Source organism: Actinoplanes aureus, from assembly GCF_015704865.1.
Lineage (GTDB): Bacteria > Actinomycetota > Actinomycetes > Mycobacteriales > Micromonosporaceae > Actinoplanes > Actinoplanes aureus.
Window position 1 is genome coordinate 274,221 of the sequence record NZ_JADQTO010000002.1, and the last position, 25,656, is coordinate 299,876.

The 25,656-nt window shown below is 70.5% G+C and carries 26 protein-coding genes; 9 read left to right on the forward strand and 17 right to left on the reverse strand.

The genetic code is table 11. The features are described from left to right. Positions 1-75: 75 nt before the first annotated feature. Positions 76-600 carry a flavin reductase family protein gene (locus I4J89_RS04175; protein ID WP_196412468.1) on the reverse strand — a complete coding sequence of 175 codons (525 nt, stop codon included), beginning with the start codon at positions 598-600 and terminating at the stop codon, positions 76-78. Between the two features lie 100 nt (positions 601-700). Between I4J89_RS04175 and I4J89_RS04180 the strand changes: the two genes are divergently transcribed. Together I4J89_RS04180 and I4J89_RS04185 are read left to right on the forward strand one after the other, a co-directional pair. Beyond that, positions 701-937 (forward strand): hypothetical protein, encoded by a 237-nt coding sequence (locus tag I4J89_RS04180; protein ID WP_196412469.1) that lies wholly within the window; start codon positions 701-703, stop codon positions 935-937. A 77-nt stretch (positions 938-1,014) separates the two neighbouring features. Continuing rightward, entirely contained in the window at positions 1,015-1,245 is a 231-nt protein-coding gene (locus tag I4J89_RS04185) for a hypothetical protein (protein WP_196412470.1), read from the forward strand. Here I4J89_RS04185 and I4J89_RS04190 read toward each other — a convergent pair. The 12 genes from I4J89_RS04190 to I4J89_RS04245 all read right to left on the reverse strand — a co-directional run bounded on the left by I4J89_RS04190 (position 1,242) and on the right by I4J89_RS04245 (position 14,502). After that, complete coding sequence (locus I4J89_RS04190; protein WP_309238178.1) at positions 1,242-2,855, reverse strand: ABC transporter permease; 1,614 nt, start codon at positions 2,853-2,855, stop codon at positions 1,242-1,244. The two genes, I4J89_RS04185 and I4J89_RS04190, sit on opposite strands and share 4 nt — an antisense overlap. Continuing rightward, positions 2,846-3,631, reverse strand: a complete 786-nt coding sequence (locus tag I4J89_RS04195; RefSeq protein WP_196412471.1) for an ABC transporter ATP-binding protein — start codon at positions 3,629-3,631, stop codon at positions 2,846-2,848. Before I4J89_RS04195 ends, I4J89_RS04190 begins: the two co-directional genes overlap by 10 nt. 82 nt (positions 3,632-3,713) lie before the next feature. Beyond that, positions 3,714-4,358 (reverse strand): SCO2207 family protein, encoded by a 645-nt coding sequence (locus I4J89_RS04200; protein ID WP_196412472.1) that lies wholly within the window; start codon positions 4,356-4,358, stop codon positions 3,714-3,716. 60 nt (positions 4,359-4,418) lie between these two features. Further along, positions 4,419-6,044, reverse strand: coding sequence for a sodium/solute symporter (locus I4J89_RS04205; protein ID WP_196412473.1), 1,626 nt, complete (start codon positions 6,042-6,044; stop codon positions 4,419-4,421). After that, the gene (locus I4J89_RS04210; protein WP_196412474.1) at positions 6,041-6,424 is read right to left on the reverse strand and encodes a DUF485 domain-containing protein; all 384 of its coding nucleotides are present in this window, start codon (positions 6,422-6,424) and stop codon (positions 6,041-6,043) included. Before I4J89_RS04210 ends, I4J89_RS04205 begins: the two co-directional genes overlap by 4 nt. A gap of 31 nt (positions 6,425-6,455) precedes the next feature. After that, a complete protein-coding gene (locus I4J89_RS04215; protein WP_196412475.1) occupies positions 6,456-8,045 on the reverse strand; it encodes a DUF4153 domain-containing protein in 1,590 nt (529 codons plus the stop codon). 14 nt (positions 8,046-8,059) lie between these two features. After that, a complete protein-coding gene (locus I4J89_RS04220; RefSeq protein ID WP_196412476.1) occupies positions 8,060-9,106 on the reverse strand; it encodes a HAMP domain-containing sensor histidine kinase in 1,047 nt (348 codons plus the stop codon). Next, on the reverse strand, positions 9,103-9,801 hold the full coding sequence (locus I4J89_RS04225) for a response regulator (protein ID WP_196412477.1): 699 nt from the start codon (positions 9,799-9,801) through the stop codon (positions 9,103-9,105). Before I4J89_RS04225 ends, I4J89_RS04220 begins: the two co-directional genes overlap by 4 nt. A 136-nt stretch (positions 9,802-9,937) precedes the next feature. Then, positions 9,938-10,675, reverse strand: a complete 738-nt coding sequence (locus I4J89_RS04230) for a LytR/AlgR family response regulator transcription factor (protein WP_196412478.1) — start codon at positions 10,673-10,675, stop codon at positions 9,938-9,940. After that, positions 10,672-11,853 carry a sensor histidine kinase gene (locus I4J89_RS04235; protein WP_196412784.1) on the reverse strand — a complete coding sequence of 394 codons (1,182 nt, stop codon included), beginning with the start codon at positions 11,851-11,853 and terminating at the stop codon, positions 10,672-10,674. Before I4J89_RS04235 ends, I4J89_RS04230 begins: the two co-directional genes overlap by 4 nt. Positions 11,854-11,877: 24 nt before the next feature. Beyond that, positions 11,878-13,464, reverse strand: a complete 1,587-nt coding sequence (locus I4J89_RS04240; protein WP_196412479.1) for a sugar transferase — start codon at positions 13,462-13,464, stop codon at positions 11,878-11,880. A gap of 177 nt (positions 13,465-13,641) precedes the next feature. Continuing rightward, the gene (locus I4J89_RS04245) at positions 13,642-14,502 is read right to left on the reverse strand and encodes an Fpg/Nei family DNA glycosylase (protein WP_196412480.1); all 861 of its coding nucleotides are present in this window, start codon (positions 14,500-14,502) and stop codon (positions 13,642-13,644) included. A gap of 24 nt (positions 14,503-14,526) precedes the next feature. On the opposite strand from I4J89_RS04245, the gene I4J89_RS04250 reads away from it, so the two are divergent. Further along, complete coding sequence (locus tag I4J89_RS04250) at positions 14,527-15,711, forward strand: glycosyltransferase family 4 protein (protein WP_196412481.1); 1,185 nt, start codon at positions 14,527-14,529, stop codon at positions 15,709-15,711. Positions 15,712-15,741: 30 nt separating this feature from the next. Beyond that, positions 15,742-17,271: an arylsulfotransferase family protein gene (locus I4J89_RS04255; protein WP_309238179.1), complete on the forward strand. Its 1,530-nt coding sequence runs from the start codon at positions 15,742-15,744 to the stop codon at positions 17,269-17,271. Here I4J89_RS04255 and I4J89_RS04260 read toward each other — a convergent pair. The 3 genes from I4J89_RS04260 to I4J89_RS04270 are packed head-to-tail and all read right to left on the reverse strand — an operon-like array spanning position 17,261 to position 19,741. Further along, entirely contained in the window at positions 17,261-17,980 is a 720-nt protein-coding gene (locus tag I4J89_RS04260) for a CDP-alcohol phosphatidyltransferase family protein (protein ID WP_196412482.1), read from the reverse strand. The two genes, I4J89_RS04255 and I4J89_RS04260, sit on opposite strands and share 11 nt — an antisense overlap. Continuing rightward, positions 17,961-19,022 carry an iron-containing alcohol dehydrogenase family protein gene (locus tag I4J89_RS04265; RefSeq protein ID WP_196412483.1) on the reverse strand — a complete coding sequence of 354 codons (1,062 nt, stop codon included), beginning with the start codon at positions 19,020-19,022 and terminating at the stop codon, positions 17,961-17,963. The genes I4J89_RS04260 and I4J89_RS04265 overlap by 20 nt, the downstream gene beginning before the upstream one ends. Then, on the reverse strand, positions 19,010-19,741 hold the full coding sequence (locus tag I4J89_RS04270; RefSeq protein ID WP_196412484.1) for a phosphocholine cytidylyltransferase family protein: 732 nt from the start codon (positions 19,739-19,741) through the stop codon (positions 19,010-19,012). The genes I4J89_RS04265 and I4J89_RS04270 overlap by 13 nt, the downstream gene beginning before the upstream one ends. 97 nt (positions 19,742-19,838) lie before the next feature. Here I4J89_RS04270 and I4J89_RS04275 point away from each other — a divergent pair, with 97 nt between their 5' ends. From I4J89_RS04275 to eccB, 3 genes are all read left to right on the forward strand, one after another. Next, the gene (locus tag I4J89_RS04275; protein WP_196412485.1) at positions 19,839-20,933 is read left to right on the forward strand and encodes an aminotransferase-like domain-containing protein; all 1,095 of its coding nucleotides are present in this window, start codon (positions 19,839-19,841) and stop codon (positions 20,931-20,933) included. An 88-nt stretch (positions 20,934-21,021) separates the two neighbouring features. Further along, entirely contained in the window at positions 21,022-22,128 is a 1,107-nt protein-coding gene (locus I4J89_RS04280; RefSeq protein ID WP_196412486.1) for a magnesium and cobalt transport protein CorA, read from the forward strand. A 9-nt stretch (positions 22,129-22,137) separates the two neighbouring features. Further along, complete coding sequence (gene eccB / locus I4J89_RS04285; RefSeq protein WP_196412487.1) at positions 22,138-23,445, forward strand: type VII secretion protein EccB; 1,308 nt, start codon at positions 22,138-22,140, stop codon at positions 23,443-23,445. A gap of 13 nt (positions 23,446-23,458) precedes the next feature. Here eccB and I4J89_RS04290 read toward each other — a convergent pair whose 3' ends face one another. Then, entirely contained in the window at positions 23,459-24,010 is a 552-nt protein-coding gene (locus I4J89_RS04290) for a hypothetical protein (RefSeq protein ID WP_196412488.1), read from the reverse strand. Positions 24,011-24,180: 170 nt separating this feature from the next. On the opposite strand from I4J89_RS04290, the gene I4J89_RS04295 reads away from it, so the two are divergent. Both I4J89_RS04295 and I4J89_RS04300 read left to right on the forward strand, forming a co-directional pair. Beyond that, positions 24,181-24,705 carry a peptidylprolyl isomerase gene (locus I4J89_RS04295; RefSeq protein WP_196412489.1) on the forward strand — a complete coding sequence of 175 codons (525 nt, stop codon included), beginning with the start codon at positions 24,181-24,183 and terminating at the stop codon, positions 24,703-24,705. 23 nt (positions 24,706-24,728) lie between these two features. Further along, positions 24,729-25,634: a rhomboid family intramembrane serine protease gene (locus I4J89_RS04300; RefSeq protein WP_196412490.1), complete on the forward strand. Its 906-nt coding sequence runs from the start codon at positions 24,729-24,731 to the stop codon at positions 25,632-25,634. The last annotated feature ends 22 nt before the right edge of the window (positions 25,635-25,656 follow it).

The following is a 25,656-nucleotide window of genomic DNA, read 5'->3' on the forward strand; positions in this document are numbered from 1 at the left end:
CGAAGGAGTGGGCCAGGTCACGGTTCCCCGGTCGCGGTCTGCGCTGAGTGGTGGTCTGACTGCGCTGAGCGGCAGTCATGCCAGCTCGGTGTACCGACCCCGGTAGTGCACCAGCGGCGTGGCGGACGTGCCGATCTCCATCGATTCGACGATGCCCTCGACCAGCAGCGCCCAGCCGCAGGGGCGGCTGCCGCCCAGCCGGCAGCCGGCCCACGTGGAGGCCTGCGCGGGCACCGGACCGTACGCCGTCTGCCGCCATTCGCCGGTGGCGAAGAGCCCGCCCGGCGCCGGCATCAGCCCGGCGAAGCGGTCGGCCAGTTGCCGGTCGGCCGGGGTCAGCGGCACCACCGCGAAGACGCCGGCGTTCAGAGCCGCGTCCCAGAGGTCGCTCTCCTCGTCGATCAGGCCGAGGACACGTCCCGGATCCCCGTCGGCGACCACGGTGGAGGAGACGGTGAGCCCGGCCGGGCCGGGTGCGGTCCAGATCGTGACCGGTGCGGCGAAGCGCCCGCGCAATCGCCGGATCGGGGATTTCGACGACTCCGGTACGGCGAACGGGTCGGTGGAGTGGATGCGCCCACCGGGCTCGTTGGGATTCACCCGATCATTCTCCCGATTACAGATCGCGCATGCCGCTATCCGGTTTAATTGATCACAAACTATTTTGTAGGGAACTTTGCCGCGCGGAAGGAGCCGGCGGATGCCTTACGCCGTGTTGCGGGCGGGCGACGTCGTCCAGGTCGGCGCCGAGGCCAGCGTCCAGTTCTCCGGTGATCGAGGGCTGCTCTTCCGGATCATCCGAATCGATAAGCGGCTGACCTACGACGGATGGTTGTGGCTCGACGGTTATGTGCTCGGCCCGGCCGGCAACGCCATGCAGCGCCGCCGCATCTTCGTGCGCCGGGACGGACTCCAGGCGGTCAAAGCGCGCACTTGAAAGGCCTACATCTACACTCGAAAGTGGACGATCCACTTCTTTCATCAGATTACCGATTTTGTGTATCGTCGGGGTGTATGACGAACGCGTTGCCCCAGGCCGGCGACGTGCTTTATGTAGGTGGTGCGGCAAGCGTCCAGTTCGCCGGTAGCCGGGCTCTGCTGTTCCGGGTGATCCGGGTCGACCCGCGCATCACCTACGACGGATGGCTCTGGATCGACGGGTACGTGCTCGGCCCGTCCGGCGACGCCACCGAGCGCCGGGTCATCTTCGTCCGCCGCGACGGCCTGCGGATACTGCCCCGCTAGCGGGCGGTGACGGCGGCCAGCACCTCGGGCATCCGCCGGTCCAGGAGGCCGCCCGCGAGGCGCGCACCCAGTGCGTACGCCGCCAGGCCGTAGGCCAGCCCGATCGGCAGACCGATCCAGAGCCAGACCGGGCCGAGCAGACCTCCGGCGAGCAACACCGGGAGCGCGCCGAGGATGGCACCGACCATCGCGCCGAGGCTGGGCAGGGCCTTGCCGAGGCCGCCGCCGGAGGAGAGCGCGAACGGCGTGGTGGGATCGGGCAGGGCGTACGCGGCTCGCACCGAGACCGGCAGCACCAGCGCCAGCCCGACTCCGTAGGTGGCGAGCAGGGTGCCGAACTGGGCCGGGATCGACTCCGGCCGCCCGCCCGCCAACAGTCCGGTCACCACCGCGACCAGCAACAGCAACGGCACCGTGAAGAGAGCGTGCGCGGCGGCCCGGGAGTGCACCTCGAGCCGCCCCGGGATCCCGGTGGCCAGGTTGGTGGCGTACGCGCTTCCCTCGTACCCGAATTGGTTGGCCAGACCGATCGGCGCGATCGCGCCGACCACCACGGCCAGGCCGCGCGCACCGCCCGAGCCGAACGCGCTGGTGAGCGGCAGGAAGACCCCGGCCACCGCCAGCGTGATCAAGGCGGCGCGCCGCCGCGTCTCCCGCCACCAGTAGCGCGTCTCGCGCGCCATCAGCGCACCGAACCGGCTCCGCGGCGACCAGCGGAACAGCAGCTGGTCCACCGGGCCGCGCCCGTCCGAGCGCGTCGCGGTGCTGCCGCGCCGGCTGCCGGCGGTGGCGGCGCCGGCCATCGCCCGCTCCAGCGTCCGGCTCCACCACCAGAGCAGGCCGCCCACGCTGACCAGCACGATCAAAAGCTTCACCGGTACGGCCCAGGCCCGCCCCGCCACCACATCGAGGCCCACCGTGTACGGCGCGCCGACCGGTGTCCACCCGGCCACCTCGGCGATCAGCTCGACACTCGACCAGTTCGCCTGGTTCAGGAGCCCGAGCAGCAGCAACTGCGCGGGCCCGAGCGAGGCCGCCACCACCGCGAGCAGGATGGTGGCCAGATCGCGGGCCCGCCGCGAGCGCAGTGCGGTGGCGAACGCGCTGGTCACCGCCCGGCTGACGGCCACGCAGAGAAGCAGCCCGCAGACGATTCCGCAGAGTTGCGCCAGGGCCGCGCCGGGCCCACCGAGCCGGGCCGCCGTGTCCACCATGCCGGCGGTGGCGGCCAGCGTGGCGAGCGCCGGCAGCCCGATCAGGGCCGCCACCGCCAAACCGCCGAGCAGGGTGCGCCGGGCCAGCGGCAGCAGCGCGAACTGTGCCGGGTCGAGGGAGTCGTCGATACCGAAGAAGAGCAGCGGCATGAGGAACCAGCCGAAGACGAGCGCCGCGCCGGCGAACGGGAACAGCACCTCGGCGGAGCGCGCGCTGTCCAACAGGCCCGGGGTGGCGAACGCCGCGTACCCGAAGATGGCGAGGAGGCCGGCGGTGACGGCGCCGAGCACGAACATGGCGATCCGGGCCGGACGGCCGCGCAGCCCGTTGCGAGTGATTCGTAGCTTGAGCCGGACGAACGGCCAGATCGACACCGGTGCCGGGGTCACAGCCACGCCAGCTCCGAACCGGTGGCCACCCGGCCGCCGACGACCTGCACGAAGACGTCCTGCAGCGACCGGTCGCCGCGAATGGTGGCCAGCGGGCCGTGCATCCGCAACACCCCGTCCGACATGATCGCCACGTGTGAGCAGAGCCGCTCGACGACCTCCAGCACGTGGCTGGAGAAGACCACCGTGCCGCCGCCGGACACGTACCGCTGGAGGATGTCGCGGATCAGCGCGGCCGACACCGGGTCCACCGCTTCGAACGGCTCGTCCAGGACCAGCAGGCGCGGTGCGTGCAGCAGCGCGCAGGCGAGGCCGATCTTCTTCTTCATCCCGGCCGAGTAGTCGACCACCAGCGTCCGGTTGTCGACGCCGAGCTCGAGCACGTCGAGCAGGTCCCGGGAACGCTGGTCGACGACCTCGGCGGGCATCGCGCGGAGCAGCCCGTGATAGGCGAGCAGTTCCGGCCCGCTCAGCCGGTCGAACATCCGCACGCCGTCCGGCAGGACGCCGACCAGTGATTTCGCCTCGGCGGGGGACTGCCAGACGTCGTACCCCAGCAGCAGAGCCTGACCCGCGTCGGGCCGCAGCAGGCCCACCGCCATGGAGAGCGTCGTGGTCTTGCCGGCACCGTTCGGACCCAGCAGGCCGTAGAACGACCCGGCCGGCACGTCCAGGCTCAGGTCGGAGACCGCGAGGCGGGCGTCGAACCGCTTGACGAGCCCGCGCAACGACATCGCCGCGGTGCCACCCTCACCGGGCAGACGTTGTGCCGGAATGCTCATGTACATGAACGTATCGGTCCGCGAGGTGATCGGGGAACACCCGGACCGGCGGTCACGTCCCGCCGGTCCGGGTCGGTCGGTATCAGCCCACCCGTTCGATCACGGCGCGCCGGATCAGGAATTTGCCCGGCTCGCGGACCTGCTCGAACGCGGCGTTGTTGAGCAGGATGCAGCTTCCGGAGGTGGTCTGCACGGTCACCGTGATGCTCTTGTCGTTGTCCAGGTTCGTGACCTTCAGGACCGTACCGATCGGGAAGTCGCCGCTCGAGGCGAAGGGTGCTCCGGCCTCGCCGGAGAGGGTGACGGTTGAGCCCTTGCAGACGACCTCACCGGCCGCCGCGTCCTCTTCCGCCTCTTCCGCCGGGGGCGCCGCCGCTTCCTCTTCTTCCTCTTCCTCCGGCGCGGGCGATTGCGCGGGCGGAGGCGGGGGCGGCGCGGCGACGTCGCCGGTGCAGCCGGCCTGCTGCCGTTGCACGTTGATCAGGTCGATGACGTCCTGGCGGTTCTTGAGCACGGCCTCGGTCTGCGCGTTCGGGTTGGCACGCTGCTCGGCCATGAAGTCGAGGTTCCGCTGAATCGCCTGGTCCAAGCCGTCGCAGGTGGTCGACGCGCTGCTCAGCCCGGTGCCCACGGCGATCCCGCCGCCGGCCAGCGCGGCTACCACGAGCCCGATGACGATCTTGCGGTTGCGGTTACTGCCGAAGCGTGATCCTCTGCGTGGTCTCATGCACCGGATTACGGCCGGGCCGGCGCGCCGGACGAGGATCGAACCTTAAAGATCCTTAAATCAGGTCCGCAGCGACTCGGGTGCGTGCAGGCGCAGCATGGTGGCACCCACATCGGCCGGGACCCGGCGACCGGTCAGCAGCGATCCGCCGACCATCACCACGAACGCGAGTGGAACGGTCCAGGCCGCCGGCTGCTCGACGAGCTCGGCCGCGGCACCCGTCAGCGGTGGTCCGAAGACGGTGACGAGAACCGAGGCGATGGCCGCTCCGCCGCCGGCGATCAAGCCGGCGATCGCGCCCGCGTCGGTCAGCCCGCGCCACCAGATGCCGAGCACGAGCAGCGGGCAGAAGCTCGACGCGGCGACCGCGAAGGCCAGGCCGACCACCTGGGACACGTCCATGTCGGACACATAGAGCGCGAGTCCGGTCGGCACGACGGCGGCCAGCACGGTGGCCAGCCGGAAGTCGCGAATCGAGCCGCTGCGGCCGGAGCGCAGCACGTCCGTGAAGATCACCCCGGCGACGCTGGTGAGCAGGCCGGACGAGGTGGACAGGAACGCGGCGAGCGCGCCCGCGGTGACCAGCGCGCCGAGGAGCCGGCCCAGATGGCCGCCTCCCAGCGCGGCCTCGGGCAGCAGGAGCACCACCGCATCGGTACGCCCGGTCATCAGCAACTGCGGCGTGTAGATCCGGCCGAGCACCCCGTACAGGGTGGGCAGCAGGTAGAAGACGCCGACCATGGCGAGCACCACGAGTGTGGTGCGCCGGGCCGAGGCGCCGTCCGGATTCGTATAGAACCGGACGAGCACGTGCGGTAGCCCCATGGTGCCCAGGAAGGTGGCCAGGATCAGCGAATACGTCGCGAACAGCCCGAGTTCGCCGCCGGGCAGCAGCCACTCCGGCCCGAACCGCGCGTCGACCGTACTCACCTGCGGCACCGGGTCGCCCGCCGCGAAGTGCAGCGTCTCGCCGGCCTCGACCGCACGGCCGCCGTCGAGGACCGCGTCCTGCTCGATCACGACGGTGGTCGCGGCCGGAAAGACCGCGCCGGCCCGCGGGGTGGCGGCCGGGCGGCCGTCGGCCTGCCACTGCAGGATCAAAAAGATCATCGGTACGGCCAGCGCGGTCAACTTGAGCCAGTACTGAAAAGCCTGCACGAAGGTGATCGCCCGCATCCCGCCGAACGCCACGTTCGCGGTGACCACGACGCCGACCAGCAGTGCACCCCAGACGTACGAGCCGCCGGTCACCGTACTGAACGTCAACCCGGCACCCTGCAACTGCGGCAGCAGGTAGAGGCACCCGATGAAGAGCACGAACGCGGTGGCCAGCCGGCGCAGCGGTGCCGACCGGAGCCGTACCTGGCAGAAGTCCGGCAGGGTGAACGCGCCCGAGCGCCGCAGCGGGGCGGCCACGAAGAGCAGCAGCGCGAGATAGCCGGCGGCGAACCCGACCGGGTACCAGAGCATGTCGACGCCGTAGCAGAGGATCAGGCCGGCGACGCCGAGGAAGGACGCGGCGGAGAGGTATTCGCCGCTGATCGCCGCGGCGTTCCAGGACGGGCTCACCGATCGGGAGGCGACCAGGAAGTCCGATGTGGTCCGGGCGAAGCGCAGGCCGTACGCGCCAATGGCCACGGTCAGCAGCACGACCACGACCAGGCCCGGAGCGAGGTAGGGGTTCACTGCTCCGGCCTGCGGATCAGGGCGGTGAAGTCCTGCTCGTTGCGTTCTGCCCAGCGCACGTACGCGGCGCCGACCCCGACCAGGAACGGGAAGGAGAAGAGCCCGAGCAGCAGCCAGGGCAGGTGCACCCCGAAGACCGGGAACGAGCCGACGGCCGGCGCGGCGGCGAACAGCAGCGGCAGCGTACCGAGGCCGGCGGCCACCACCAAGGCCAGCCGTAACGCCAGCGCCAGCTGGGCCCGGACCAGGCCCTTGACCAGCGCCTCACCGACCGGGGTCTGCTCGGCGAGGTCGGCGCGGGCCCGGTCGGTGGCCCGCCGGGCGGCGGCCTCGGCAAGGACCACCCGGGTACGCGGGCTCGGCGGCGGTTCGGCGACCATGCTCCGCAGTCTCTCCGCCCCGGACGGATTGTCAATCCCGGTTGATCTCGTTCGTGCAGTCCGACGGCGCTGTCACCGCCAGATCACGGGCGGTCTGCCGGCCGAGGTTCCACTCCCACCACGCCTCGTCGGCCGGCATCTGGCCGCCGATCGCCCAGAGCAGGCAGTCCCGGCGGTCCGCGTCGTCCAGCTCGGCGATCGCGGGTGCGGCGTCGGCGGACAGGTCGCTGAGGTAGGACATGTCGATGCGCTGGGTCCGCTCGTACCGTTGCACGTGGTTCTCGGCGATCAGCCCGTCCGGGTTGGCGCCGGCGAGGCCGAGCAGGGCCAGCACACCGGCGGCGATGGCGACCCGGGGCAGCCAGGACGCCCGCACCCGGATGCCGGCCACCAGCACCAGGACCAGCACGAACCCGAACCAGACCTCGCAGCAGGCGACCAGCAGCCGCAGCCGGGTCAGGCCGTACGTCTCGGTGTAGACGTTCATCCGGTGCAGCGCGGACGCGACGATCACCAGCGTGAGCACGGCGAGGGCACCGAGGACGAAGCGAAGCAGGGTACGGTCGGCGGCCTCGGTACGCGGCGCCCAGCGGGCCGCACCGGCCAGCACCACCAGGGTCAGGGCGGTGACGACGCAGAGCTGCCAGAAGCCGCTGCGGGCGTACTCGGCGTAGGTGAGGCCCTCGGTCTCCACCACGTGCCGGCTGCCGCCGAAGAGCACCGCGAGCTGGACCGCCACGAACGCAGCGAAGAGCAGGGTGAGCAGGCCGAGCGGCACGGCCCACTCCAGGCGGCGAACCTTGCGGCCCTCGGTGCCGTCCAGGCGGCTGACGTCCGGTGGCGCCGCGCGCAGGAAGGCGGCCGCGCCGAGCAGGACGAACGCCAGGGCGGTGAGGAACACCCAGCGGAAGACGTTGTCGACGCGGATCTCGGGTGTCAGCGCGGCGAAGGCCCGGGCGAACGCCGCGTCCGCCGAGACGAAGAGCGAGCCGAAGACGACGAGCAGCGCGATCGAGACCGCCACGGTGGCCGCCACCCGGATGCCGGCGCTGTTCGACTTGCGGGTGCCGAGCCGGACGAACCCCCGGTAGAGCCAGAACTGGCCGCGCAGCGCGGCCACCGGGACGATGACGTACGAGGCGACGATGGCGCGCAACGAGCGTCCGGTGCTGACCGCCAGTACCCCGGTCAGTGTGGCGGTCAGCAGGCAGAGCACGAAGAGCCAGCCCGCGGCCCGGAAGGTGCCGACTGCGAGCAGCGCGATGGTGGCGGCCGCCCAGGCGAAGCGGAACCGGGAGTCGGCCGGTTCCGGGCGCCGGACGAGCGGCGCGACAGTCTCGGTCTCCGGCATGAGGCGGGCGACGACGAGCGCGGTGGTGCCGGCGCTCACCGTGACCAGCCAGCCGACGCCGGCCCGGTCCAGCGGCACGGTGACGGCGGCGACCACGGCCGCGGCCAGGAGTGCGTAGAGCGTGGCGGCGGAGGGCGGGCGACCCGGCCCGGGCCAGCGGCGATCCCATTCGGTGAGCGGCGGCCACGGCCCGTGCAGCGGACCGGCATCTGACTTCTGTGCCGGAATTCCTTTTTGTCCTATTGGGGGAGTAAGCGGTGCCGTGGACATGTCTGAGCCTTCCGTCAGAGGGCTTGCAGAGGGAGGCGTACTTGGATGTGGCAGCCCTGGTGGTCCTCCGGCTCGACCACCGCGATGGTTCCCCGGTGCAGTTGCACCACCCAGCGGGCGATCGCCAGGCCCAGCCCGGTGCCGCCGCCGGTGGCTCGCTCGCCCCGGGTGAACCGTTCGAAGACCCGCTCGCGGTCAGCGGCCGGGATGCCGGAACCCTGATCGATCACGGAGAACAGGCAGTGCTCGTCCCGGCGTTCGGCCCGGACCGTGATGATGCCGCTCGGCGGGCTGTGCCGGGCCGCGTTGTCCAGCAGGTTCGCGAAGACCTGGTGCAGCCGTTCGCGGTCGCCGGAGAGCACGATGCCGGGCGCGGACACCTCGAACTTCACGTCGAGCCCGGTGCCGTCGGCGTTCACCGAGGACTCCCGGACCACCTCGTCGAGGAAGGCGGGGACGTCGATCAGGTCCCGCCGCAGCGGCACCACACCCGCGTCCAATGTGGAGAGATCGAGCAGGTCGGTGACCAGGCGGCTGAGCCGCTCGGTCTGGGCCAGAGCGGTACGCATGGTCTCCGGTTCGGCCGTGGCCACCCCGTCGACGATGTTCTCCAGCATGGCCTGGAGTGCGGTGATCGGCGTACGCAACTCGTGCGAGACGTTGGCGATCAGCTCGCGCCGCTGCCGGTCCGCGGCCGCCAGGTCCGCGGCCATCTGGTTGAACGCGGCGGCCAGCTCACCGACCTCGTCCTGGGATCGGGTCCGCACCCGGCGGGTGTAGTCGCCGCGCGCCATCGCCCGGGCGGCGACGGTCATCTCCCGCAGCGGCACGGTCGCGCCGTGCGCCATCACCTGGAGCGTGACCAGGCCGAGGGCGGCCGCGATGGCGATCCACAGCAGGTCGACCCGGTAGAAGTCGATGCGCCACAGGAAGACGAGCAAGCCCACCCCGCCGGCGAAGCCGAGGGCCAGGGAGAGCTTCGCCTTGATCGAGCGAACCGGGTCGAGCGGCCGGGGCAGCCAGCCGAAGAGGCGGGCGGCGAGGTTGTGCAACTCGTTCACCGGTCGACCTCCAGGGCGTACCCGACGCCGTGCACGGTCCGGATGAGATCAGCGCCGAGCTTGCGTCGAAGACCCTTGATGTGGCTGTCGACCGTACGCGTTCCAGAGGCGTCGGCCCAGCCCCAGACCTCGGCCAGCAGCCGCTCCCGGGGCAGCACCGTACGCGGCCGCCTGGCCAGATGCACCAGCAGGTCGAACTCGGTCGGCGTCAGATGCGCCTCCACCCCGCCGCGCAGCACCCGCCGCTCCGCCATGTTGATCTCCAGGTCGCCGAACCGGATGGTGGCGTCCTCGCGCCGGGTCGACGTGACCGCGGCCGCCTTGTCCGCCCGGCGCAGCAACGCGTGCACCCGCGCGGCCAGCTCGCGCATGGAGAACGGCTTCGCCATGTAGTCGTCCGCGCCCACCGCGAGCCCGACCAGCAGATCGGTCTCGTCGCCGCGCGCGGTGAGCATGAGGATCGGGACCGGTCGCTCCGCCTGGATGCGGCGGCACACCTCCAGACCGTCGAAGCCGGGCAGCATCACGTCCAGCACGATCACGTCCGGGTGGATGTTGCGTGCCGTCTCGACGGCGCTCGGGCCGTCCCCGACCACCTGCACCAGGAAACCCTCGGCGCGCAGCCGGGCGGCCACGGCGTCGGCGATCGCCCGCTCGTCCTCGACGACGAGGACCCTGCGCTCGGTTGTCTCCATGGCCGATGAGCTTATTTACCAGCTGCGCAGAGGCCGGGGTGGAGTTGTGAACGAACTGTGCAGAAGATCGTGCAAGTTGCACGGCCTGTGGATAACTCTGTGGAGAAGTCTGTGTACCTGTGGACGACGGTGTGGATTAGCGGGTCCAGTCGTGCTTGGCGGCCCGAATCAGGCGGTCCTTCAGCTCCCGGGTGTGCCGGCGGCTCACCGGCAACTCGACGCCGTCCACCGCGACCACGTAACCCGAGTTGGTCAGCCGCAGCTCGGTGACCAGGCGCAACTGCACCAGGTAGGAGCGGTGGATCCGGACGAAACCGGCGTTTGCCCATCGCTCGGCCAAGGTTGCGAGCGATACGCGTACCAAATGGGAATTGTCCCCGGTGTGCAGCCGGGCGTAATCGCCCTGGGCCTCCACCCAGCGCACCGAGGAACGCGGCAGCATGCGCGTCGTGCCTGCCAGCTCCACCGGGATCGCCGGCTCGTCCGGCGGCACCGCCGGCGCCGGCGCGGAGCGCAGGCCCGCCACCCGGCGCAGCGACTCGCCCAGCCGTTCGGCCCGGACCGGCTTGCGCACGTAGTCGGTGACCCCCAGATCGAAGGCGTCGACCGCGCCGTCGTCGTAGGCCGTCACGAAGACGATTGCCGGCGGCTGCGCGAAACGGCGCAGGATGCGCGCCAGTTCCATGCCGTCCAGGCCGGGCATCCGGATGTCCAGGAAGACCGCGTCCACCTCGGTGTCGCGCAGCACCCGCAGCGCCTCGGTCGCGTCGCCGGCCCGGTGCACGTGCGCCACCCGGTCGTCCGCGTTGAGGAGATAGGCCAGTTCGTCGAGGGCCGGCGGCTCGTCGTCGACGGCGAGGACCACCAGGCTCATGCCCGGACCTGTGGATGGAATTTCGGCACCCGCATGCTCACCTTCGTACCCGCGCCCAGGGCGGTCTCCACCACCAAGCCGTTGTGATCGCCGAACACCGAGCGCAGCCGCTCGTCGACGTTGACCAGCCCGACGTGCTGCCCGTCCTCGCCCTCCGAACCGTCCCGTCCGAAGACCGCCGGATCCATGCCGACCCCGTCGTCCTCGACCGTGATGTGGCACTCGGCGCCCGCGTCGCGGGCCTCGATGCTCACCATACCGACGCCCGGCTTGCGGGACAGGCCATGCCGGATCGCGTTCTCCACCAGCGGTTGCAGGCAGAGGAACGGCAGGCCGACCGGCAGAACCTCCGGTGCGATCTGCAGGCGGACCTGGAGCCGATCACCGAATCGGGCCCGTTCGATGGTGAGGTACCGGTCGATGGAGCGCAGCTCCTCGGCCAGCGTGGTGAACTCGCCGTGCGCCCGGAACGAGTACCGGGTGAACTCGGCGAACTCCAGGATCAGCTCGCGGGCCCGCTCCGGATCGGTTCGCACGAACGAGGCGATCGCGGTCAGCGCGTTGTAGATGAAGTGCGGGCTGATCTGCGCACGCAGGGCTTTCACCTCGGCGCGGGCCAGACGCTCGCGGGACGAGTCCAACTCGGCCAGGGCCAGCTGCGACCCGGCCCAGCGCGCCGCCTCCAGCGTCGCCTGCACCAGGCCGGGCGCCGGCTGGCTGTCGGCCAGCGCCACGAGCGCGGCCTGCGCCGCACTGTCCAGCGGCGCAACCACAGCGCCGCGGACCACGCAATCCATCCGGTCGCAAGGAAGATCAGCCCCATTGAGTACGACCGAACGCCGCGTACTCACGGCCCGCCGGGCAGCCTCGGTCAGCTGGTCCTGATGATGGGCGCCCCGACCGTCGTACGCGAGGCACCGCTCCCCGTCGATGACCGCCAGTCCCACCGCGCCCACCAGGGTGCGCAGATGCCGTGCCGCCTTCCCGGCCGACGCGGAGGTGAGCCCGCCCCGCAGCGGTTCGGCCGCCAGGGCGGCGGTGTGCAGTACGTCGTAGGTCGCCCGCTGCATCGCGGTGGCGATCCCGCGGCGGGCGCGTAACCGGAGCACCGCGACGACCGCAGCCGCCAGCGCGGCCAGAACGGCGATCACCGCCAGCGCGCTACCCACGGTGGAGATACTCGCCCGTGACCTGCGGGTTGTCTAGTACGCGCCCTTGCGCTTCAGGACGACGAAGATGGTGCGCCAGAGGATGCTCAGGTCGTAGGTGAGCGACCAGTTGTCGACGTAGTACAGGTCCAGCCGGACCGCCTCGTCCCAGGACAGATCGGATCGTCCGCTCACCTGCCACAGACCTGTTATCCCGGGCCGCACCAGGAGACGGCGGCGGACATCGCCCAGGTAGTCACCGTCGTCCGCGGGCAGCGGACGGGGACCGACCAGGGACATCTCGCCGAAGAGGACGTTGATCAGCTGGGGCAGCTCGTCCAGGGAGGTGGCCCGCAGCTTCGCGCCGAAGCTGAAGATCCGCGGGTCCTGCTTCATCTTGAAGAGCATGCCATCGGACTCGTTGAGCTCCTCCAGCGTGGCCTTGCGCTCCTCGGCGTCCACATACATCGTCCGGAACTTCCACACCCGGAACGTGCGGCCGTCGTGGCCGACCCGGGTCTGCCGGAAGAAGATCGGGCCCGGGTCGGAGAGCCGGATCCCGATCGCGATGATCGCGAGGATCGGGCTGACCAGGAGCAGGCCGAGGCCGGCGGCGACCCGGTCCATCAGGTTCTTGACCAGCCAGCCCGGGCCCGAGAGGGTCGGCTCCTCGACGTGCAGGAGCGGCAGTCCCTCGATCGGGCGGATGTGCACGCGGGGACCGGCGATGTCGGTGAGCTGCGGCGCGACGACCAGGTCCACACCGGTGCCCTCCAGTTGCCAGGCCAGCCGGCGCAGTTCGCCGGGCTCGGTGCTGGCCGAGCCGCAGACCGCGATCGTGTCGGCGCCGACCTCGCGGACCAGCGACAGGACGTCGCGTCCGGCGTAGACCGGGACCGGGGTCTCGATGCCGCGGGCGGCCGCGTATCCGTCGGTGATGTGGATGGCGACCGGGATGAGGCCGGCGGCCGGGCTGCGGGTGACCGCGGTGTAGACCTCGAGCGCCTCGGGCAGCGTGCCGACCAGGACCATCCGGTGCGCGCCGTGCCCGGTGCGGCGCCGGGCGAAGTGCAGGGCCTGCCGGGCGGCCATGTGGCACAGCAGGATGAGGACGAGAGCGCTCAGCGACGCCGTGGCGACCGTGCCACGCGACAGGTCGGCCTTGGTGGCGAACGCCAGCAGCGACACGCAGGCCACGACGGTGACCGAGGCGCGGACGATCCGCTTGAACTCCTCGCTGCCCAGACCCAGGTAGCGGCGATCGTAGGTGCCGTTGGTCCAGAGCAGGACCAGCCAGCCGAGCGGCAGCACGACGTACGCGAAGAAGTAGAACAGCTCAGAACCCTCGAGCGGGCCCCAACTCCGGGCGGTGAAACCGGCTCGCGACTTCTCCAGGAAGGTGGCGGCGATCCAACTGGCCGCCAGCGCCGCCAGCAGGTCGAGCAGGATCAGGCCGAGAGTGTAGGGCCGGTGCCAGCGGGACACCCGGCGGTGCTGCCGGGTCCACGCCGATCGGGGTACGCCGTTGCTCGGAGTGGGCTGTTGCCACTCGAAGCTGTCGTACCCCACGGGCTTGCTCCGGCTGCTGTCGGTAGTTGGGCGATGCAGGCTAGTGGTCACTTCGCCTACGTCCTCCCGCATCCGGAAAAAGATTACGCACCGCCACGGCTTTCGGATCGTCGGTGAGGCCACCGATACCCGTTCGCGTCATAACGGTTGCCAGGGACCGAGCCACTATACCGATGGATCGGCCGGAGTGAAGGTGACGCTGCGGGAGCAATCTCAGCTTGTACGCTGCGTGATCGCCTGGTGGCAAAGTCACCGTACGAGCTTCGACAGTCGCCGGTCTGCTAGAGGCTTCCCGCCGGTCTGGCAGGTGGCGCAGTACTGCAGGCTCTTGTCGGCGAACGAGACCTCCCGCACGGTGTCGCCGCACACCGGGCAGGGCAGGCCGGTCCGGGCGTGGACCCGCATTCCGGCGCGCTTCTCACCCTTGAGCTCGGCCGCCTTCTGCCCGACCGACCGCTCGACTGCGTCGGTCTCCACCGCGCGCATCGCCTCGTAGAGCGTGGCGATCTGCTCGTCGGTGAGTTTGCCGCTCAGGGCGAACGGCGACAGCTTGGCCACGTGCAGGATCTCGTCGGAGTACGCGTTCCCGATCCCGGCGAGCACTTCCTGGTCGGTGAGGACGCCCTTGATCTGCCCGTTTCGCCCTTTTAAGCGGCTGGCGAATTCGTCGAGGGTGACCTGCAGCGCGTCCGGGCCGAGCCGCGACACGCCGGGCACCTCGGCCGGGTCACGCACCAGGTAAGCGGCGAGCGACTTCTGGGTGCCGGCCTCGGTCAGGTCGAAACCGGAGCCGTCGTCGAGCCGGACCCGCAGAGCGATCGGGCCGCTGCCCGGCTTCAGCGGGGCGGGCGACTTGAACGAGTCCCGGTAGTGCAGCCAGCCGGCGCGGGCAAGGTGCACGATCAGGTGGATCTCCGGGCCGATGCCGACGTCGAGGAACTTGCCGTGCCGGCCGGCACTCGTGACCGGCAGGCCGGCCAACGCGGAGGGCGCTGGATCATAGGTCTTCAGCGCGCTGAACGAGGACACTTCGAAGCGTTCCACGGCATGGCCGACCGCACGCTCACGCAGGTAAGCCGCGAGCGCCTCGACCTCGGGGAGTTCGGGCACCCGTTCACGGTAGCGTTTCGCCGCATGAAGGTGGTGGTTGCGCACAACCGGTACCGCGAGGCGATCCCCTCGGGGGAGAACGTCATCGTCGACACCGAGATCGAACAACTCCGAGCGGCCGGCGTCGATGTGGTGCCGTTCCAGCGCAGCTCGGACTCGATCGGTTCCCTCCCCGCGGCGCAGAAAGCACTGCTGCCGATCTCGCCGATCTATGGCGCTTCCAGTCAGCGCGAGCTGGCCGATCTCCTGGCCGCGGAGAAGCCGGACGTGTTGCACCTGCATAACCCGTACCCCCTGCTTTCTCCCTGGGTTATTCGGACCGCGCACGCGCATGGATTGCCGGTGGTGCAGACCGTGCACAACTACCGGCAGATCTGCTCCTCCGGGCTGTACTTCCGGGACGGGCACAACTGCCGGGACTGCCGGGGCAAGCTGCTCGGCTGGCCGGCGATCAAGCACAAGTGCTACCGCGGCTCGGCGGCGCAGAGCGCGATCATGGCCACCACGCTGGCCGTGCACCGGGGAACCTGGCGCTCGGTGGATCGGTACATCGCACTCACCGACAAGATCGCCGCGCATCTCACCGACTACGGGATCGCGGCCGACCGGATCGTGATCAAGCCGAACGGTCTGCCCGACCCGGGTGCGCCGGAACCGCTCGGCGACGGGTTCCTCTACGGGGCCCGGCTCTCTCCGGAGAAGGGGCTCGGACTCCTGCTGGACGCCTGGCGCCGGCATCCGGACGGCGCTCTCGGGACGCTGCGGATCGCCGGCGACGGCGAGTTGCGGCCACTGGCCGAGCAGGCGGCGGCCGAGCGGTCGGACGTGACGTACCTCGGTCCGCTCGACCGGGACGGGATGGCCGCCGCTCGCCGGGCCTCGGCCGTGGTGGTCGCGGTGCCGACCTGGGAGGACGTGCTGCCGACGGTGATCCTGGAGGCGATGTCGGCCGGCCGGGCGGTCCTCGGAAGCGCGGTCGGCGGGATCCCGTACCTCGTCGGCAGCGGGGCCGAGGCGGCCGGATGGCTGGCCCAGCCCGATCCCGAGTCGCTCGCCGCGGCCCTTCCGGTGGCCCGCGCCGGCGCGGCGGTCGCGGCCGCCGCCGCACGCGAGCGCTACCTGCGGCACTTTCATCCGGACGTGCTCACCGGCCGGCTGATCGAGATCTATACCGAGATGATTTCCGATTCACAGCGCGCGTCTAGGTAATTCGGGCTCCGCAGGGGGAAACTCGCGCGTGTGACAGATCGATCAGCTTCGCAGTCCGGGGTCTCGCGCCGCACGGTTCTGCTCGGTTCGGCGACGGCGGCCGTGGTGGCGGGCGGCGCCGGGTTCCTTCTCGGCCGGTCCGGCCGGGAGGGCGAGCCGGCCGGGACGGCGGCGCCTGCCGCACCACCCGCCAAGTACCGATCCCGCCCCGACCTGGACGGTCTGCCCGACGTCACGATCACCACGCCGGTCGACCGCGCGGCGCCCGGATACGTCTTCCTGACCCCGTTCGCCGGGAACTCGCTGCGCGGGCCGCTGATCGTGGACCAGAACGGCTCGCCGGTCTGGTTCAAGAAGGTGCCCGACCCGGCCACCGTCGCCATCGACTTCAAGGTGCAGCGGTACCGGAAGGACCCGGTGCTGACCTGGTGGGAGGGGACCATCGGGGGAACCGGTGGGCAGGGTGTCGGACAGGGCGAGTTCGTCGTCGTGGACCAGACGTACCGGGAGATCACCCGGATCCGTGCGGCCGGGACCGAGCAGGCCGATCAGCACGATCTGGTGCTCACGCCGGCCGGGACGGCACTGTTCTGGGTGTACGACCCGGTGCCGTACGACCTGACCGCCAAGGGTGGCCCGGCTGACGGGGTGCTGCACGATGGCGTGCTCCAGGAGATCGACGTCGCGACCGGCCGGAAGGTGTTCGAGTGGCGGGCACGCGACCACGTGGGCCTGGACGAGTCGTACGCCCCGCTGCCCCAGGGCGAGTCGGCGCACCTGCCCTACGACTACCTGCACCCGAACTCGGTCAGCCTGGACCACGACGGGCACCTGCTGCTCTCCGCCCGGCACACCTGGGGGCTCTACAAGGTGCACCGCCGGACCGGTGAGGTCCTCTGGCGGATCGGCGGCAAGAAGTCCGACTTCCGGGTCGATGAGCGCTCCACCTTCTCCTGGCAGCACGACCTGCAGCGACGGCGGGACGGCAGCTACAGCATCTTCGACAACGGCGCCGGGATCACCACCGAACGCGAGTACTCGCGCGGACTGATCTTCCGGGTCGACGAGACGGCTCGGACGGTCACGTTCGAGGCCGAGCACGTGCACCCGCAGCGGCTTTCGGCGCCGACCCAGGGCAACTTCCGCGAACTGCCGGACGGCGGGACCTTCATCGGCTGGGGTCAGCAGCCGCACTTCACCGAGCACCGCCCGGACGGCTCCGTCCGGTTCGCCGGGCGCCTGCCGGAGGACAACCAGTCGTACCGCGCGTACAAGGGTGAGTGGCTCGGTGTCGCCCACGACCAGCCGGCGCTGGGTCTGCGGGTGGAGGCCGGCAACGTGATCGCCGCCGCGAGCTGGAACGGGCACACCATGGTCAGGCGATGGCGGGCCCGGTCCGGCACCCAGCCGGGTGCGCTGTCGAACACGGTGGTGGCGGATCGCTCCGGGTTCGAGACCACGCTCACCATTGCCGGGACACCGGAGTACGTGGTGGTGGAGGCGCTGGACGAGGCCGGTCAGGTGCTCGGCTCGTCCAGTGCCGTCCCCATCAGGACCTGAGCGCGGCCCGCCCCGTGAAGGCGATGCTGGCGGCCAGGAAACCGCCGTTGATCAGGGTGAACAGCGCGACGAACCAGACCGTCCACTGCGGCGCCACGGTCAGCACCACACCGGCCAGTGCGACCACCGCGCCGTAGTCGCGGACCAGCTTCACCAGCCGGATCGGCAGCGACCGGCTGGTGACCATGCTGGACGCCTGCTCGCCGCCCTGCATCACCGAGGTGACCAGGTTGACCATCCAGGTGGCGGCGAAGGCGGCGAGCAGCCACGCCGGGGTGTCCGGCTCCTGCGCCTTGGCGGTGGCGGCCAGGGCCGCCACCAGGGCGGACTGCACCGCGACGTCACAGAGCACGTCGAGACGGCCGCCGGCCGCGCTGGACTGGCCGGTGACCCGGGCGAGCTGGCCGTCCGAGCAGTCGAACGCGTACGCCAGCTGCCAGCCGATCAGCGCGATCAGGCCGATCGGCGCGGCCCAGATCCGGTCCTCGGCCACCGGGCCGGCCGCGGCGATCACCACGAACGAGGTCAGGCAGCCGAGCCCGAGGTTGAAGATGGTGAGCACGGTCGGGGTGAGCCGGTGCTTGTGCGCCCGTACCGCGATCCGGGCGCCGATCCGCTGGCTGATCCCCTCGCTGAACAGGCCGCCGCCACGGTTCACCGAGTAGTAGTCGGCGGCCGTGGGCGCGGGCTCAGTGGGCTGCGACTGCATCGTCGTACTCGGCAAGCTTGCGCCGGACCTCGTCCGGCGTCATGGCCAGGTGCTCGAGGATGGTGTAGCGGTCCGGCCGGGTCCGCGGCGCGAACTCGACGATCCGTACGAACTGGTCGGCGTCCAGGCCGACGTCGGACGGCGTACGCGGCAGCTGGTGCCGTGCCAGACAATCGGACATCTGCTTGAACCGCCGCTCGTCGCCGCGCAGGAACGTGCAGAACAGCGCACCGAGCCCGGCCAGTTCGCCGTGCGAGGCGGTCTCCGGGTACAGCGAGTCGGTGGCGTGCATGATCTCGTGGCATCCGCCGCTGCACGGGATGCTGGTGCCGGCGACCGCCATGGCGAGCCCGCTGGAGATCAGCGATTCGGCGAGGGTGGTGACGAACGCGTCGTCGGTCATGTCCCCCGGCATGGAGAGGATCGCCTCGGCGCCCATCCGGGACAGCGAGGCCGCGAGCCCGTCCACCTGCTCGCCGCGCACCTCGCGAGCCAGCTCCCAGTCGGCCAGCGCGCTGATGTTGCTCACCACGTCACCGATGCCGGCGCGGTTCACCCGGTCCGGGCCGTTGTCCACGAAGTCCAGGTCGACGACGACGCCGAACGGAATGTGCACCCCGTACGAGCCCTTGATCCCGTCGTTGATCAGGCTGGCCACCGGTGAGGCGATGCCGTCGTTGGCCAGGCTGGTGGCCACCGAGACCATCGGCAGGCCCCAGCGGCTGGCCGCGTACTTGGCGGTGTCGACGGTCTTGCCGCCGCCGATGCCGACCACCGCGTCGAAGTGCCGGGCGCGCAGCTTGCCGGCCAGTTCCAGAGCGGCGTCCAGGGTGCCGCCGCCGGTCACGAAGATCTCGGCGGACGTGAGCGACGGCCGCAACAACTCGACGATCTGCTCGCCCAGGCCGGGGCCGACCACGACGGCGACGTCGCCGCCGGAGGAGATCCGACCGTCGGCGAGGATCTTGCCGAGGTCGGCGACCGCGCCCCGCCGCACCTCGATGTGCAGCGGGGTCTGGACGCTACGGGCTAGTAGCGGCATGCGATGTCCCGGGCCTTCGCGAGGTCGTCGTGGTTGTCCACCTCGACCCACGGCAGGTCGCCGATCTCGGCGGCACGGACCTCTCCGCCGCGGTTCGCGTACTCCTGGAAGCCGTCCTCGTAGTACAGGTCGGGGTTGCGCTCCCAGGTCGTCTTGAGCGCGTCGGCCAGGGCGGACGCGGCGGACGCCTCGATGATGTTGGCGCCGATGTACTCGCCGTACGCCTCGGCCGGCTCCATCAGCTTCGTGATCTTGGTGAGCTGGCCGTCGGTGTTGAAGACGGTCTTCATCTCCTCTTCGGCCAGCTTCTTCACCGTGTCGACGGCGAGCAGGATGCTCGGGCCGCGCTTGGCCAGCAGCGTGTGCTCCACGCTGACCGGGTGCACGGTGTCACCGTTCACCATCAGCGCGCCCTGCGCGAAGTGGTCCCGGGCCAGCCAGAGCGAGTACGCGTTGTTCCACTCCTCGGCCTTGTCGTTGTGCACCAGGGAGATCTTGACGCCGTACTTCTGCTCGAAGCCGGCGACCCGCTCCTCGACCGCGCCGGCGCGGTAGCCGACCACGATCGTCACGTTCCGCAGGCCGGCGGCCGCCAGGTTGCGCAGCGAGATGTCCATGATCGTGGTCTCCCCGTCCACGGGGACCAGCGCCTTCGGCAGTGTGTCCGTGTACGGGCGCAACCTGCGCCCGGCGCCGGCGGCGAGTACCAGACCGATCATGGGGTGGTTCCTTCCAACGAAAATGGGGCTGTGCCAAGCGAGGATAGCGGTGCACCGCTGCGAAAATCGTATAGAGCCTGCTCGTAAGCTGTTGGGCATGACCGCTGAGCAGCTGATCTCCTTCGCCCGTGGCGCTCCGTCGCTGGACATCGTCGACGTGGAGGGCCTGAAGGCCGCCGCCGCCCGCGCCTTCGACGCCGATCCGGCGGGCGTGACCGCCTACGGCACCTCTGTCGGCTATCTCCCGTTGCGCAAGTGGATCGCCGACAAGCACAACGTCTCCCCGGACCAGGTCATCGTGACGAACGGTTCGCTCCAGGCGGACGCGTTCCTCTTCGGCCACCTGGTCAAGCCGGGTGACGACGTGGTGGTGGAGAAGCCGACGTACGACCGGACCCTGCTCAACCTGCAGAACCTCGGCGCCAAGGTGCACCAGGTGACGGTCCAGCCGGACGGCATCGACGTCGACGAGCTGCGCACCCTGCTCGAGTCCGGGGTGCGGCCCAAGCTGGCGCACATCATCCCGAACTACCAGAACCCGGCCGGTGTCACCCTCTCCGCGGAGAAGCGCCGGACGCTGCTCGCCCTCGCCGCTCAGTACGAGTTCATCATCTTCGAGGACGACCCGTACGTGGACATTCGTTTCCGCGGCGAGCCGTTGCCCTCGATGCTCTCCCAGGACACCGACAACCTGGTGGTGCACGCCTCCAGCTTCACCAAGACGGTCTGCCCCGGCGTGCGCGTCGGCTACCTGGTCGGCCCGGCCGCGCTTATCGACGCGATCGCGAAGAAGGCCACCAACCTCTACATCTCGCCGGGCATGGTCTCCGAGGCGATCGTGCACCAGTTCTGCGTCTCCGGTGACATCGAGAAGTCGGTCCAAACGGTCAGCGCGGCGCTGGGCGAACGGGCCCGGGTGCTGGCCGAGTCGATCCGCAAGCACATCCCGGGTGCCACCTTCACCGAGCCGGACGGCGGTTACTTCCTCTGGGTCGACCTGCCCGAGGACATCGACGTCGACAAGCTCTTCCCGGCGGCCATGAAGAAGGGCGTCGCGGTGGTCAAGGGCAGCGACTTCCTGCTCGAGGGTGGCCGGCACTCGCTGCGCCTGGCGTACTCGGCGGTCACCGTCGGGCAGATCGACGAGGGTGTGCGGAGGATCGCCGACGCCATCGAAGAGGTACGAGGCTGACGGTTCATTTCCCGTGCCGGCGATGAGTCGGCACGGGAACCTCCGGGTAGCCTCGATTGGTTTGCCGTACCCGGGGGAGGTTGGACTTATGACCGAGAACCGCAGCCGTCCGCTCGGGAAAGCCTTGGCCGATCGAATGCGCGGCTTTCTCACCAACGGGGAGACCGCCGAGGCGAACGGTTCGCGCGGCCACACCACCACGTCGGTGGTCGACTGCGGCGTCTACGTCGACGGCAAGCGGATGCCGGGTGACTTCACCCCGGACCGGGCTCTCGAGGAGGCCTGCGGTCAGGACGGAGCCTTCGTGTGGCTCGGGCTGCACGAGCCGTCGGCGGAGCAGATGGCGGCGATCGCGCGCACCTACGGGCTGCACGAGCTGGCCGTGGAGGACGCGGTAAAGGCGGAGCAGCGGCCCAAGCTGGAGCAGTTCGGCGCGGTGCACTTCCTGGTCCTGCGCACGACCCGGTACGTGCCGCACCAGGAGCTGACCGAGAGCTCCCAGGTGGTGGAGACCGGCCAGATGATGATCTTCATCGGCGAGCGGTTCGTCATCACCGTCCGGCACGGCGACGCCTCCGAGCTCGCACCGGTCCGCGCCGATCTGGAGTCGCAGCGGGCGGTCCTGCTGGAGCAGGGGCCGTGGGCGGTGGCGTACGCGGTCACCGACCGGGTGGTCGACCACTACCTCGATGTGGCCGACCAGGTCGAGGCGGACCTGGACACCATCGAGGAGGGCGTCTTCTCCCGCGATCGGAGCGCGCCGATCCAGCAGGTCTACCAGCTGAAGCGGGAGCTCGTGGAGTTCCGCCGGGCGGTGGTGCCGTTGCAGCGGCCGCTGGCGGCGATCACCGGCAGCCAGGGCGTGGTGCCGAAGGAGATCCGCCGCTATTTCCGGGACGTGCAGGACCACCTCACCCGCACGGTTGAGCAGGTCTCCTCGTACGACGACCTGCTCAACTCGATCCTGCAGGCACGTCTCGCCCAGGTGACCGTGGACCAGAACAACGACATGCGCAAGATCGCGTCGTGGGCCGCCATCGCCACGGTCTGGACCGCGTTCGCCGGCGTCTACGGCATGAACTTCGACTACATGCCGGAGACCGACTGGAAGTACGGCTACCCGGCCCTGATCGCCGTCCTCTCATTGATCACCGTGCTGCTCTACCGGGCACTACGGCGAAACGGATGGCTCTAAGGTGGCGTGATGCCGTCGCGTCAGGATGAGCTGCATTCGTACCAGTTTTCGACGCAGCGCGTGGTCGCCGCACTGGTCACCCACGATCCTGACCCACAACGCTCGCCGATGCGCCGGGCCGGCACCACAGCGCTGATCGGGGTGCTGGTCGCCGCGCTGGTGCTCGGCGGCACCGCGGCGTACGGGTTGTTCACCGGCCACACCATGACCGAGGCCACCGACCCGGACGCGGTCCTGCTGGAGAAGGGCACCGGCGCGCGGTACGTCTACCTGCCCGCCGACGGCCGGCTGCACCCGATCCTCAACTACACCTCGGGCCTGCTGCTGGCCGGTGGCGCGCGGCCGGTGCTGAAGACGGTGCGGCCCGAGAAACTGGCCGAGGTGCCGCTGGGTGAGCCGCTCGGCATCCCCGGAGCCCCGGACACGCTGCCGGCCGCTGAGGACCTGCTGGCCGGGGGGTGGTCGGTCTGCACGGAAAGAGGGCGGAGCACCCTGCTCGTCGGGTTCACGCCGCCGGGTGACCCGGCGCCGGCGGAGCTGGGGCTGCTGGTCCGGGACGAGGCCGGGCGTACCCATCTGGTGCACCAGAACCGGCGTTTCCTGCTCGCCGCCGATCGGGTGGACGCGGTCCAGCGAGCTCTCGGCTGGTACGGGCGGCGCCCGTGGCCGGTGGCGGCGGCGTGGGCCGACGCGATCCCGGCCGGCCCGGATCTGGCGGCGCCGGTGATCTCCGACGCCGGCCGCCCCTCGGTGATCAGCGGGCGGCGGGCCGGGCAGGTGCTGACCGACGGGAGCCAGTTCGCGGTGGTGCTGCGGGACGGCATCGCGCCGGTGACCGAGACGCAGGCGCGGTTGCTGGCACCGCCGGCGGACATCGGTGCGGAGTTCCGCGAGCTGCGCGCCTCGGCGACGCAGATCAGCGGCGGTGCGGGCCTACCGGCCCGGGTGCCCCGGCTCGTGGACGAACCGGCGCGGGCGTGCGTCACCCTCGTGGGTGCCGGCGGCGAGGCGGGCGTACGCCTGAACGCGTCCTTCCCGCCCGGCGCCGTACCGGCCGGACCCACCCGGGTCGACCGGGTGCACGTGGCCCGTGGCCGTGGTGCCGTCGTGGTCGCGGCGGCCTCACCGGACGCGCCGGCGAGCAGCGGAACGGTGCATCTGGTCACCGACACCGGCCACCGCTATCCGCTGGCCGGTCGCGACCTGCTGGCCCGGCTGGGATATCCGGACTCGTCGCCCCGGCAGGTGCCGGCGCAGCTGGTCGCGTACCTCCCGGCCGGCCCGGCCCTGGATCCGGTCCGGGCCGGGCGGCCGTGACGGTGGGCCGTCCCTAGCGGGGGCCCGGCTTGGTCTGGTCGGTCACCGTGCCGTTGGACGTGGTGTAGACCGTCGGCTCGATCGGTTCGAACGCCGCGTCGTCGGCGCCCGTCTGGACCGTGCTGGTCGTGTCGTACTCCTCCCACTGCGCGTCCCGCTTGCGACGTGCGTAGTAGGCGGCACCCATACCGACCGCGGTGCCGAGCAGTGCGTACCCGGCCAGCCGGCCGGTGCGGCCCTTCTTCTGCCGGCCGGTGGCCTTGGCAGCCTTCTTCTCGGCCTTACGCTCCGCCTTCTCGACGGCCTTGGCCTGCTTCTTCGCCTGCTTCTTGGTGACCTTTCCGGTGTGCCGGACGGTCTCCGAAGCCGCACCCGCCAGCGGGGTCAGCGCCGCGAGCGCGGTGTCCCAGCTGTTCGTGGCGGCGTCCTTGGCCTTCGTTGCGGCCGGCTGGACGCGATCCTTGGCGGCGTAGAACTTCGGGCCGACGGTCGCGCTGGTCTCCTGAGCCGCCAGGGACGCCGCGCGCTTGAAGTGATCCATGCTCTGGTTGAGCTCGTTGCGCATCCGTGTACTACGCCTCCGACGACGCATCGTTGCGAACACCAGTGCCCACCTCCTGTGGTCTTCTCCCAGGCCATGTTGCCTCTTCAGGTACCCCCGCGCCGCCGGATCCCCGACATGGGGGAGGATCCGAAGGGCACGAGAACAGTCCCATCACGCAGACGGGAGTACCCGTGGCAGAGAACATTTACGCCACCCTTCACACCAACCACGGCGCGATCCGGCTTCAGCTCTTCCCGGATCACGCCCCAGCGACCGTCCGCAACTTCGTGGAACTGGCCGAGGGCACCAAGGAGTACAAGGACCCGCGCACCGGTCAGCCGGGCAAGGGGCCGTACTACGACGGCACCATCTCGCACCGGGTCATCCCCGGTTTCATGGTGCAGATGGGTGACCCGACCGGCACCGGCCGGGGCGGCCCGGGCTACCAGTTCGGTGACGAGTTCCACCCGGAGCTCTTCTTCGACCGCCCGTACCTGCTCGCCATGGCGAACGCCGGTCCGGGCACCAACGGCTCGCAGTTCTTCATCACGGTCGGCCCGACCCCGCACCTGAACCGGCGGCACACGATCTTCGGCCAGGTGGCCGACGAGCAGTCCGCCAAGGTCGTCGACTCGATCGCGAACACGCCGACCGGACCGGGCGACCGGCCCCGTGAGGACGTCGTGATCGAGCGGGTGACGATCGAGCGTTCCTGACCGCTAGCGGTACCTTTGGTGCCATGAGTGAGGCGCCCTCGACGGCACCGGTGTGCTATCGGCATCCGTCACGAGAGACCCTGCTCCGGTGCAGCCGCTGCGAGCGTCCGATCTGCACCAGCTGCATGAACGACGCGGTGGTCGGCCATCACTGCCCGGACTGTGTCAAAGAGGGACGCCGCAGCCAGCGGCCGGCGCGCACCGCCTTCGGCGGTAGTCGCGCCGGCCAGCTCGGCTACGTGACCACCGGCATCATCGCGATCAACTCGCTGGTCATGATCGCTTCCGCGGTGGTCGGCGGCCCGCGCGCGATCGCCGGCGGCGGCGGATTCTTCGGCCTGCTCGGCACCGGCACCCCGCTGACCGACTTCGGCGAGGTGCTCGGCTTCGCGTTCTACGACGGCGCGGTGCACGGCATCGCCGAAGGCGAGTGGTACCGCCTGGCCACCGCCATGTTCCTGCACTACGGCGCGGTCCACCTGCTGCTCAACATGATGCTCGTCGCCCAGCTCGGCCGCTATCTGGAGGCTCAGCTCGGCCCGATGCGCTTCGCCGCCGTCTACCTGCTGGCCGGCTTCGGCGGCAACGTCGCGGCCTACGTCTTCCAGGCGCCGAACCAGCCTTCGGCGGGCGCGTCCACCGCCACCTTCGGCCTGATCGCCGCGGTGATCGTGATCAACCGGCGGCTGCTGCGCGACCCCGGCCCGATGGTGCCGCTGCTGGTCACCAACCTGATCTTCACGTTCACCATCCCGTACATCTCGATCGCCGGCCACCTCGGCGGCCTCGTGGCCGGCGCCGCGGCGGCTGCGGCCGTGGCCTACCCACGCCTGCCGCGCCGCTCGCTCAAGCAGGCGCTCGGCCTTACCGCAATCCTGCTTCTGCTGATCGCCGCCGCCATCTTGCGCACCCAGGCGATCCTCACTTAGCGGTACGCGTAGCCGGCCGTCC